Annotated in this window: 9 protein-coding genes and 1 pseudogene; 5 read left to right on the forward strand and 5 right to left on the reverse strand. The window is 35.6% G+C overall.

Annotation, left to right across the window (positions count from 1 at the left end; translation table 11 throughout):
* Nucleotides 1-243: 243 nt before the first annotated feature.
* The gene (gene luxS, locus ACQKNI_RS12215; protein ID WP_001141369.1) at nt 244-717 is read right to left on the reverse strand and encodes an S-ribosylhomocysteine lyase LuxS; all 474 of its coding nucleotides are present in this window, start codon (nt 715-717) and stop codon (nt 244-246) included.
* A gap of 128 nt (nt 718-845) precedes the next feature.
* Here luxS and yidD point away from each other — a divergent pair, with 128 nt between their 5' ends.
* On the forward strand, nt 846-1,082 hold the full coding sequence (gene yidD, locus ACQKNI_RS12220) for a membrane protein insertion efficiency factor YidD (RefSeq protein WP_000809334.1): 237 nt from the start codon (nt 846-848) through the stop codon (nt 1,080-1,082).
* On the opposite strand, the gene ACQKNI_RS12225 is transcribed toward yidD, so the two are convergent.
* Both ACQKNI_RS12225 and ACQKNI_RS12230 read right to left on the reverse strand, forming a co-directional pair.
* Complete coding sequence (locus ACQKNI_RS12225; protein ID WP_088232341.1) at nt 1,079-1,642, reverse strand: beta-class carbonic anhydrase; 564 nt, start codon at nt 1,640-1,642, stop codon at nt 1,079-1,081. The genes yidD and ACQKNI_RS12225 overlap by 4 nt on opposite strands.
* A 152-nt stretch (nt 1,643-1,794) precedes the next feature.
* Nucleotides 1,795-2,924: pseudogene (locus tag ACQKNI_RS12230) on the reverse strand (RNA-guided endonuclease InsQ/TnpB family protein).
* Nucleotides 2,925-3,779: 855 nt separating this feature from the next.
* Here ACQKNI_RS12230 and cydA point away from each other — a divergent pair.
* Nucleotides 3,780-5,126, forward strand: coding sequence for a cytochrome ubiquinol oxidase subunit I (cydA, locus tag ACQKNI_RS12235; protein WP_088232852.1), 1,347 nt, complete (start codon nt 3,780-3,782; stop codon nt 5,124-5,126).
* Nucleotides 5,116-6,144, forward strand: a complete 1,029-nt coding sequence (gene cydB / locus ACQKNI_RS12240; RefSeq protein WP_000017734.1) for a cytochrome d ubiquinol oxidase subunit II — start codon at nt 5,116-5,118, stop codon at nt 6,142-6,144. The genes cydA and cydB overlap by 11 nt, the downstream gene beginning before the upstream one ends.
* Before the next feature lie 146 nt (nt 6,145-6,290).
* Here the strand turns inward: cydB and ACQKNI_RS12245 are convergent, their stop codons facing one another.
* Nucleotides 6,291-6,506: a spore germination protein gene (locus tag ACQKNI_RS12245; protein ID WP_088232853.1), complete on the reverse strand. Its 216-nt coding sequence runs from the start codon at nt 6,504-6,506 to the stop codon at nt 6,291-6,293.
* 100 nt (nt 6,507-6,606) lie between these two features.
* A complete protein-coding gene (locus ACQKNI_RS12250; protein WP_088232854.1) occupies nt 6,607-7,380 on the reverse strand; it encodes an S-layer homology domain-containing protein in 774 nt (257 codons plus the stop codon).
* A gap of 399 nt (nt 7,381-7,779) precedes the next feature.
* Here ACQKNI_RS12250 and ACQKNI_RS12255 point away from each other — a divergent pair, with 399 nt between their 5' ends.
* Together ACQKNI_RS12255 and ACQKNI_RS12260 are read left to right on the forward strand one after the other, a co-directional pair.
* Nucleotides 7,780-8,814 carry a YdcF family protein gene (locus ACQKNI_RS12255; RefSeq protein WP_088232855.1) on the forward strand — a complete coding sequence of 345 codons (1,035 nt, stop codon included), beginning with the start codon at nt 7,780-7,782 and terminating at the stop codon, nt 8,812-8,814.
* A gap of 187 nt (nt 8,815-9,001) precedes the next feature.
* Nucleotides 9,002-9,874 (forward strand): YitT family protein, encoded by an 873-nt coding sequence (locus tag ACQKNI_RS12260; protein ID WP_088232856.1) that lies wholly within the window; start codon nt 9,002-9,004, stop codon nt 9,872-9,874.
* Nucleotides 9,875-10,399: the final 525 nt, after the last annotated feature.

The following is a 10,399-nucleotide window of genomic DNA, read 5'->3' on the forward strand; positions in this document are numbered from 1 at the left end:
GGTGGATTACATATAAAAAACATTCGAATTATAATCGCCACTATTGCTCTTTCTCTCGCTCTATTTAGCTTCTTCACATTATTCGATTCATATTATTGTCAACATTTGTCGGTAAGTCGATATTCCGTGTCGAAACGTTGATATATTTCAAGTTGTGTTCGATATATTTGAAAAATCGTCGATATAATTTCATTTATCATCGTGCTACAAAAAAAACTGCCCTTTCACAGGCAGTTTTTCTACTTATCCAAATACTTTCTCAAGTTCATCTTTATCTTGGCTTAACCAGAAGTTCATTAAGCGTTTTGCTCCTTCTAAGTCGTGAAGCTTCGCTTGGCCGCATTGTGTTTCATTTGCAGCTGGAATTTCTGTAATTTGAACCGCATCTTTTAATGTTAGTTCTAATAAATCAATGATTTCTCGAACTGTCGGTGTTCCGCTTACTACAAGATAGTATCCTGTTTGGCAGCCCATCGGTGAAATATCGATAATATCGAAGTGCGGATAACGATCAATATATTTACGTAAATTAAATGCTAATAAATGTTCTAACGTATGAATAACATCTGGCTTCATTGCTTGTTTATTCGGTTGGCAAAAACGAATATCGAATTTATTTACAATACCGTCACTACCTACATTGTGAACTCCGCAATGTCTTACATAAGGTGCCTTTACAATCGTATGATCTAATTCAAAGCTTTCTACTGATGGCATACAACATCTCTCCCGCTTTTAATTTAATTCCGTTATATCCAATATGATATAACGGAAATCGACATTAGTAAAGTAATATGTACAGTCGTGCTATAATACTTTAAGACTATGCTGAAAAGGAGACCGTTATGAAACAGATTTTTATTGGCATTATACGCTTTTATCAAAAGTTCATTTCTCCGATGACACCACCAACGTGCCGCTTTTATCCGACTTGTTCTCATTACGGATTAGAGGCGTTTCAAAAACACGGTGCCCTCAAAGGTTTTTGGCTTACTTGTAAGCGTATATTAAAATGTCACCCTTTCCACCCGGGAGGATTTGATCCTGTCCCAGATAAAAAGGATGACAAAGTAAATTCTTAATTGTCGTAACCATTCACAACTAAATCTAATTTTCCTGTGTCAGGATCTATAACAAGACCGTGAACAGGTACTTCTTCTGGAAGTAATGGGTGGTTACGAAGTACTGATACGCTATGTTCTACACTTTCTTCTACACTAGAGAAGCCGCGCAGGAATTTTTCTAAATCGATTCCTGAGTAACGAAGTGTATCTAATTTCTCTTCTGTTATACCGCGTTCTTTCATCTTCTCAATCGTACTGCTTGCTTGAATTTTTGCCATACCACAATCGTGGTGACCAACTACACAAACTTCATCAGCACCAAGTTCGTACACAGCAACTAAAATACTACGCATAATACTTCCAAACGGATGTGAAATAACAGCGCCTGCTACTTTAATAATTTTCACATCACCGTTACGCATATTCATCGCTTTCGGTAATAATTCAACAAGACGAGTGTCCATACAAGAAATAATTACCATTTTTTTGTTTGGGAATTTCCCTGTTTCATACTCTTCGTATTTTTTCTCTTCAACGAATTTTTCATTGTATTGTAAAATCTCTTCTAATGACTTCATAGTAAAGGACCGATACGATAAACTTAACTAAATCTATACAATTCAATCAAATTTATACAAGTTAGTGCTTCACCGTGTTCTCGCAACCCCAAAGGGACGAGGGGTATAACACTCCACACGAGGCAGTATCGTTACCTCCTATTATCAAGCATTTATTTTACCCATCTTGATAAATTTATCGCAGCATTTACATCCCTATCGTGATAACTATTGCATGAAGCACAACACCACTCACGTATTTTTAAACTCCACTGTCCTTCTGGTTGAACTGAATGGTCGTATTTTACGCCGCAACATGAACAAATCTTGCTTGAGGCGAACCATTTATCAGCTTTTACATACTCAATGCCATACTTCTCGCACTTGTATGATAAACATTGAAAGAAGAAGTTTAATTTTTGAAAGGAAAATGCTTTCGATAGTTTTTTGTTTTTTAACAGGTTTGAGATAGATAAGTCTTCCACAACGATCCTCCTTGGTTTGGTTTTCACCAATTTAGCTGTTGCTTGATGGATATGGTTATTTCGGATATTCGTAATTTTCCTAGATAACCGCAGGTGCTCCGCTTTCGCTTTTTCATATCCGGCCGACTGAATTTTTACACCTTTTTTAAATCTCCTAGACATATCTCTTTGTGCTGATTTTTTCCTTTTCAAAAGCTTTTTAACCTTGGCATCTTTGTTTATATTTCGTTCTTTCATACCATTAGAAGCTACAAACAGCTCTTTTAAACCAACATCCACACCAATCAACTCATTGGTAGTTCTTGTGATTCAAGGTCTTCTTGGAATCCTACACTAATCCACCAGTGACGACCGTCAAATGTAACTCTTGGATTTGATGGCTTTTTGTTTCTTGGTAGTTGTTGGCTTGTTTTCACTTCTCCAATAGACTGAATATGAACGACTTTCTTTCCTATAATCAGTCTTTCATAATTGGTATAAAATCCTTGGATTAAATCTTTTTTGGATTTATAAGAAGTGTGAGAACCATTTTTGTACTTTTTGAACGAATATTTTCTCGCCGTATCAAAATCTTTTGAAGCCTGTTTAGGAACTTGTGCATTGATGTCTTTTAACCACTCATATTTCTTTCGCTTCTTGATCTTTGTAAATCGTTTCTGTAAAGCTAACTGTGAAACAGATTTTCCAAATAGCTTATAGTATCTATCACTCATTCTTTTACAATAGTTATAAGCGAATCTTGCAGCGCCAGCATGGTTTCTAAGCACTTTTTCTTGTTCAGGCGTTGGAATCAATCTAACTTTCTTCGCCAATATCATCAGAATTTAACTCCTTTAATGAAAAATTTGTTCTTCTGAATCGTAGCGTGTTCCACCAGCATTCTCCTGAGACTACTCGGATGCAAACCTGTTAATTCCGATACTTGACTAACTCGTAAAAATTTCATTATTATTCTTACCTCATTGAACCTAACATAGCACGTACGTTCGTTTTATTCAATGAGGTTTGATAGATTTAATTAAATGTATCTCGTTCAACTAAGGGCGCAATTCCTTAGCCAGTTCTCTTATGAACTTCTCCTGTTTTCACATGAGCGCAGACTATATGTTTATCTACTTAGAGATAGAGGATTTTTCCATCACCATAGGCTTGTGATGTACTCTCGTCAGTTATACGAGATAGTCGTTGAACGTTCATCTTATCACTTTTGACTTAGATGATTCGAGGCGGAAGACCCATTGTTCTAGTGTTTAGGATTTAACCTTGCACGATCTGATTGATTTTTTCTGCTTTCGCAACATTCACGCTCGCCATTTCTAGCCACGTTGTAGTTCAATCAGCTTTAGGGATTGCCCGCAGTTAACCCTCACTACTAGCCAATCACTTGACTAGCAGGGCTTACTGATATATTTAATTAACTTTCGTTATAATTGGTTAAATAAATCGTAACAGTTAGTTACCCTCTTTTCTCTCATTTACATTACATATATAGTGTACCAAAATTTAAAAAACTCAAAAAGGATATTGTTTTATTATAAAAGCAATATATTTTCAGATAACCGACATAATTCTTTCAAAATATACACACAGCTTTGTAACAAGTCTCACATACCTTACTCCTATTTTCACTATAAACTAATTGTAGATAATGTAAAAAGGAGTGAGTATTTATTATGTCCGACGTTCTGTTACTGAGTCGTTTTCAATTTGCAATTACTATTTTTTATCACTTTTTATTTGTACCTTTGACAATCGGACTTGTTATTTTAGTAGCATGTATGGAAACTCAATACGCCCGCACATTGAATCCAACATACCGCAAAATGGCAAATTTCTGGGGTAAATTATTTACAATTAACTTCGTAATGGGGATTATAACCGGGATTACGATGGAATTCCAATTTGGAACAAACTGGTCTGAGTACTCCAAATATATGGGAGATATTTTCGGATCACCTCTCGCAATCGAAGCACTTGTTGCCTTCTTCTTAGAATCTACCTTCATGGGGATATGGTTATTCGGTAAAGACAAAATTTCACCAAAGTTCCGTGCCTTCTGTATGTGGATGGTCGCACTTGGAACAAATATTTCTGCCCTTTGGATTATTACAGCGAACGGTTTCATGCAAAATCCTGTTGGCTACGTAGTACGTAACGGCCGCGCTGAATTAAATGATTTCTGGGCGCTAGTTACAAACCCATACGCTTGGAACATGTTCTTCCATACTGTAATTGGTTGTTATATCGTTGGTGCTTTCTTCGTTATGGCGATTAGTGCCTATCACTTACTACGTAAAAACGAAGTGGAATTCTTCAAAAAATCATTTAAGTTTGGTTTAATGTTAGGATTATTCGCTGCAACTGTTACACCATTTATGGGACATCAATCTGGTGTATCCGCAGCTAAATATCAACCAGCTAAAGGGGCTGCGATGGAAGCAGTTTGGGAAACTGGCAAAGGACAGGGTTTCTCAATCATTCAAATTCCTGATGTAGAAAATGAAAAGAATTTTGAATTCCTTACGATTCCAAAACTAGGAAGTTTCTTCTATACAAACTCATTTGATGGCGAAATTACTGGTTTAAAAGATATTCCGAAAGAAGATCGTCCAAACGTTAACCTCGTGTACTATAGCTTCCGCTTAATGGTTGCACTTGGTATGTTCTTTATGGCATTAACTTGGTATGGTTTCTATTTAAACCGAAAAGGAAAACTAGAAAACTCAACACGTTATTTAAAAATTACAATGTGGTCTGTCTTACTTCCATACATTGCGATTAATGCTGGCTGGGTTGTCGCTGAAGTAGGTCGCCAACCGTGGACAGTATATAAACTAATGCGTACAGCAGAATCTGTGTCACCTATATCCGTTCCACAAATTTGGTTCTCATTAATTAGTTTAATATTATTCTATACTCTACTCTTAATTGCAGACGTATACTTAATGCTAAAGTTCGCGAAAAAAGGACCTGCTGCATTAGAAGAACCTGCTGAAGGAGGTGCGGCTCATGTCTCATGATACACTTGCAATCATCTGGTTCGGTTTATGGGGTGTGATTTGGACAGTTTACTTTATCCTTGATGGCTACGCACTCGGTAACGGGATGATTTTCCCGTTCGTTGCGAAAGACCGACAAGAACGAAATCAATTACAAGAAGCAATTGGCCCGTTCTGGGGTGGTAATGAAGTATGGTTAATTACAGCTGGCGGCGCAACATTTGCTGCCTTTCCAATCACATATGCAAATATGTTTAGTTATCTATATACGCCGTTATTTTTAGTATTACTTGCACTATTTGCTCGCGCCGCTGGACTTGAATTTATGCACAAAGACGATTCACCAATTTGGCAAAAAACTTGTAAATGGGCATTTACAATTGGTAGTTTCCTAATCGCCTTCTTATTCGGCGTTACATTCGCTAATCTATATTACGGGCTAGAAATCGGAAAAAACGGTTATGAAGGAAACTTACTTAGCTTATTAAATCATTATGGTATTTTAGGTGGTCTCTTCTTCACTGCTATATTCGTCGTATCTGGTGCCCTTTGGGTAATGATTAAAACGACTGGTGAAGTATCTGATCGCGCTTATAAAATCGCACGACCATTTTCAATGGCAGCTGCTATCATTTTAGCCATCTTCTATGTAGCAACTGCCAATCGTACAAACCTATTCCAAAACTTTACGGAATATCCTGTACTATTTATTCTTCCAGTACTAGCAATGTTAATGAGTGTACTCGCACTTATTATGGTGTACAAACATAAAATCGGCCTTGCATTCACATTCGTTTGCTTAACAATCGCAATGTTTATGACAACTGGTTTTGCAGGTATGTTCCCAAGAATGTTACCATCTCGTATTAACGATGCGTATAGCACAACGTTATACAACGCAGCAGGTAGTGAATTAAACTTAAAAATTATGTTCTTCGTTGCAATGGTCATGGTACCAATCGTTATCGGTTACCAACTTTGGAGCTATAGCATCTTTAAAAATAAAATTCATAAAGACTCTGCTAAAGGGTATCACTAAGCTGAAAAAAGACACTTCGTTTGAAGTGTCTTTTTTATACGTATGATTTTCAATAATATAGTATATTTCTAATCTAACAACTATAAACAGCTTACAGCTAGATCGTAACACAGGGCAAATTCATCATTTTATACCCCTTTGCTACACTATAACGTAAATTGCAGTCCTTGGTCATTCGCATCACTATCCCCTACATCTGCTGTACTAACACCACTAAATGTTTGGACTTTCATTCCTGTATTCGATGATCCCGATCCATTATAAGCTTTCGTCTTTTCAATTGGCTGCACGTTATATTTATCGCCTAAATTAATCGTCCCATTGCAGTTTTCAATAATAACTCCTTCTACAACTGCCGGCATGTTGTCACCTACTTTCGTTTCGTTACTTTCATTTTATGAACATCGCCTACAAAAATAGCATGTATAAATAAGAAAAAGCACTCAGGCTGAGTGCTTTTTCTTATTTACCGCTCTTCTCTCTCTCACAAGCAATTCCATCTCCATCACGATCTAAATGCTTACCGTAGTATGGACTATCACTTGTAATATCATAAAACCCAGCATCATTTGCTTCTTTACAATTAGCAAAGCGCTTTGGTTCTTGATTTGCTCCTGGTCTTTCCTCATATGGTAATGTCGCATTATATAAGAATTGTACATATTGTTCACGAGTTACATTCATCTTAGGTGAAAACATATTATCGCCTGTTCCAGCGGCAATTTTATTAGATTGCACAGCGCTAATCGCTTTATTCGACCATGATTTTCTATCTACATCTACAAATGTATGCTCTGATTTTGCCACTAATTTATATGCATTTGTTAACACTTGAGCCATTTCTTCACGAGTCAAAGAAGCTTTTGGTCTAAAGTTTCCTTTTTCATCTCCTGCAAAAATCCCCATTTCTGTTAATGCTAAAATTTCCTTTTTAAAACTTGTTGAATGATCATTAATATCATTATACGGATTATTGTAATTCTCTTTCGATTCCGGCTTTAGTTGCAGATACATAAGTCTAGCAACTTGCTCACGAGTTACATCATCACCAAATCCAAAAATTCCATTTCCGTATCCAGTAACAATATTTTTACTTGCTAAATCTAAAATTGCTTTATAAGACCAATGACCAGCTGGAACATCTTTAAAGCTAATACTTGCTTGTGCAGTTCCAATTGATGTAAATGCAGTTGTTACGACAATCGCACCTGTTAAAAAGATTTTCTTTAAATTCATTCTAAGGTCCCCTTTTACTTTTCTTATTAACCATCTAACATAATAACAAAATATAAAAATACATTTTGTCATATCATGTCGAACACAAAAAAGAATCCAAAGGGATTCTTTTTTTGCTAAGCATGGATGGCAAGTTTAGAGACAGTTGACTTCTTCAAAAATTTATTAGGGATAATATAAAAAAAGAAAGCCATTCATATTTTAATCCTCTTTCATTCAAAATAGACATAATATGCAAACAGAAAAAACTCCCCTATCAAGTTCCTTTTCAGTCATTTTACTTTTACCATATGTTTCATCAAGAAAATTCAAAATCCTTTTTCTTTCATTTTCAATTATAAAATCATGTAATATAAAAGGTATGTCAAATTCTTATACAAATTGAGGTGTACTATATTTATGTATTTCGGAATTATTCCTCTTATATTGTTTATTATTTTTCTTATCTCTTACTTAAAAGATCCACGAAAAATAATAAACGGCTTTTTATTTAATGCCTTTTTCTGTTCATTTTTATTATTTTGCGTTATCGCCTCCTATGAGTCTGGTAGTAACTCCTTACATTTTATCGTTATTATTCCTATGATAGCACTAGTTGTAATGATCCCTTTTGCTATAGTCGCTTTAATGTTTGGACTATTTCTTAATGCTAGAATCTTGATGAGACGTGAAGGAAGACGCTTCACAAATTCTTTAACTTTAATTGCTGCTTTAGGTATTTTATTCTTTATGATGCTTCCTATCATAAATCCCGCAAGTTTATTCTCAGAGCATTTTCAATTTATTTTTGCTGCTATTTCTCTTATAACTATGTATTTCTTTGTACATTTGTCTAACTTCTTAAGCGCATATTTTTTATATCAATTCAACAGACCGAGACGTAACCAAGATTTCATCATCGTTCTTGGTAGCGGCTTAATTAACGACAAAGTGCCTCCTTTACTTGCAAGTCGCATTAATAAAGCGATCGACTTTTACTGGAAACAAGCTGCTGTGAATACACCACCAACAATCATTTTCTCTGGTGGACAAGGTCCAGATGAAGGTCTTCCAGAAGCGGAAGCAATGCAAAATTACGCGATTGAAAAAGGAATTCCAATTGAACATACTGTGCAGGAAAACCGCTCTGTCAACACATATCAAAACATGTCGTTCTCTAAAGAAATTATGGATTCGTTAAAACCAGACGGTAAATATAGAAGTATTTTTACAACGAATAATTTCCATCTTTTCCGTGCTGGCATATATGCAAAACAAGCTGGTCTGAATAGCCAAGGAATCGGGTCAAAAACAGCCTTTTATTATTGGCCTAATGCAATGATTCGCGAATATGTCGCAATCGTCGTGATGGGACGTAAGCGCCATATGAAAGTATGCGGAACAATTTTAGGCTTCGCTTTATTCCTAACAGTCATTAGTTTTTTATTTTCTTAACAACAGCCCATCCTTTTTAAGGATGGGTTTTCTTATACTCATTTCAAAAATATTTTAAAGACAATACGGTGATAATATCTCCTGCATACACCCAGTAAAGAGGAATTTTTTCAAATAAAATGTTAAAATGGAATTTAGGTGTGAATGATGTAACAAACAAGAAACTAGTTTGAAACGAGGACATTACATGGAAAAAATTATCAAAAACAAGCCCAATAAGCTAAAATTCGCTTCAAAATCTTTGATGATTATTATTGGGGCACTTATCACAGCGTACGGATTAGAAGCGGTATTAATTCCAAATAACGTATCCGACGGTGGTGTGACTGGTTTAAGTATCGTTAGTTCAAGATTATTTGGATTGCCATTAGGGGCTCTAATCGCAGTTATTAACATTCCTTTCGTTTGGTTAGGATATAAGCAAATCGGTAGAAGCTTTGCAATTTATTCCATTATCGGGATTGCTTCATTAGCAGTAGGTACCGTTGTCATGCACGGAGTACCAACTATTATTGAAGGCGATACATTATTAGTTACAGTTGCTGGCGGTATTATTATCGGTTTTGGTATGGGACTAGCATTACGTAACGGCGGAGCATTAGATGGAATCGATATGCTAGCTGTATTACTTTCTCGTAAATTACCTTTCGGAACAAGTGACCTTATTTTATTCTTAAACATGTTCGTATTTATTTTCGTATCAACAGTATTCGGTCTTCAAGGCGCTATCCTTTCGGCAATTGCTTACTTTATTGCTTCAAGAGTGATTCATATCGTTGAAGTTGGTTTAAGTGGTTCGAAAACATTTAAAATCATCACAAAAGAGCCTGAATTAATGGTAGAAACCATTCGCGATCGTTTAGGCCGAAGTGCAACATACAATGAAGTGTATGGTGGTTATTCAAGAGAGCAATTTAAAGAAATTTCTTGTGTAATTAACCGTTTAGAAGAAAGTAAAATGAAAGACCTTATTAATGAAATTGATCCCAATGCCTTTATTACAGTTTATGACGTAGCAGAAGTAAAAGGCGGTAACTTTAAGAAACGTGATATTCATTAATCATTATGAAAAACGAGGGTGTGCCAATATGTTGGCACACCCTCTTCTTATTATTAAGTTGCTATCGTTGTCAGTTTTTGTCGGTAAGTCGATATATTCCGATAATCGCTGATATATTTCGAGTTACGATCGATATATTCCGATAATCGCTGATATATTTTGAGTTGTGGTCGATATATTCCGATAATCGCTGATATATTTCGAGTTGTGGTCGATATATTTCATTAATCGCTGATATATTTCGAGTTGTGGTCGATATATGCCGATAATCGCTGATATATTTCGAGTTACGGTCGATATATTCTAATAATCGCTGATATATTTCGAGTTGCGGTCGATATATTCCGATAATCGCTGATATATTTTGAGTTGCGGTCGATATATTTCATTAATCGCTGATATATTTCGAGTTGCGGTCGATATATTCTAATAATCGCTGATATATTTCGAGTTACGGTCGATATATTCTAATAATCGCTGATATATTTCGAGTTGCGGTCGATATATTCCGATAATCGCTGATAA

The organism is Bacillus sp. NPDC094064 (assembly GCF_050279585.1).
In the GTDB taxonomy this organism is placed as follows: domain Bacteria; phylum Bacillota; class Bacilli; order Bacillales; family Bacillaceae_G; genus Bacillus_A.

Coding starts and splice junctions, on each gene's coding strand:
- luxS (WP_001141369.1), bottom strand. CDS start 717: ATGCCATCAGTAGAAAGCTTTGAATTAGATCATACGATTGTAAAGGCA.
- ACQKNI_RS12225 (WP_088232341.1), bottom strand. CDS start 1,642: ATGAAGTCATTAGAAGAGATTTTACAATACAATGAAAAATTCGTTGAA.
- ACQKNI_RS12250 (WP_088232854.1), bottom strand. CDS start 7,380: ATGAATTTAAAGAAAATCTTTTTAACAGGTGCGATTGTCGTAACAACT.
- yidD (WP_000809334.1), top strand. CDS start 846: ATGAAACAGATTTTTATTGGCATTATACGCTTTTATCAAAAGTTCATT.
- ACQKNI_RS12260 (WP_088232856.1), top strand. CDS start 9,002: ATGGAAAAAATTATCAAAAACAAGCCCAATAAGCTAAAATTCGCTTCA.
- ACQKNI_RS12245 (WP_088232853.1), bottom strand. CDS start 6,506: ATGCCGGCAGTTGTAGAAGGAGTTATTATTGAAAACTGCAATGGGACG.
- cydA (WP_088232852.1), top strand. CDS start 3,780: ATGTCCGACGTTCTGTTACTGAGTCGTTTTCAATTTGCAATTACTATT.
- cydB (WP_000017734.1), top strand. CDS start 5,116: ATGTCTCATGATACACTTGCAATCATCTGGTTCGGTTTATGGGGTGTG.
- ACQKNI_RS12255 (WP_088232855.1), top strand. CDS start 7,780: ATGTATTTCGGAATTATTCCTCTTATATTGTTTATTATTTTTCTTATC.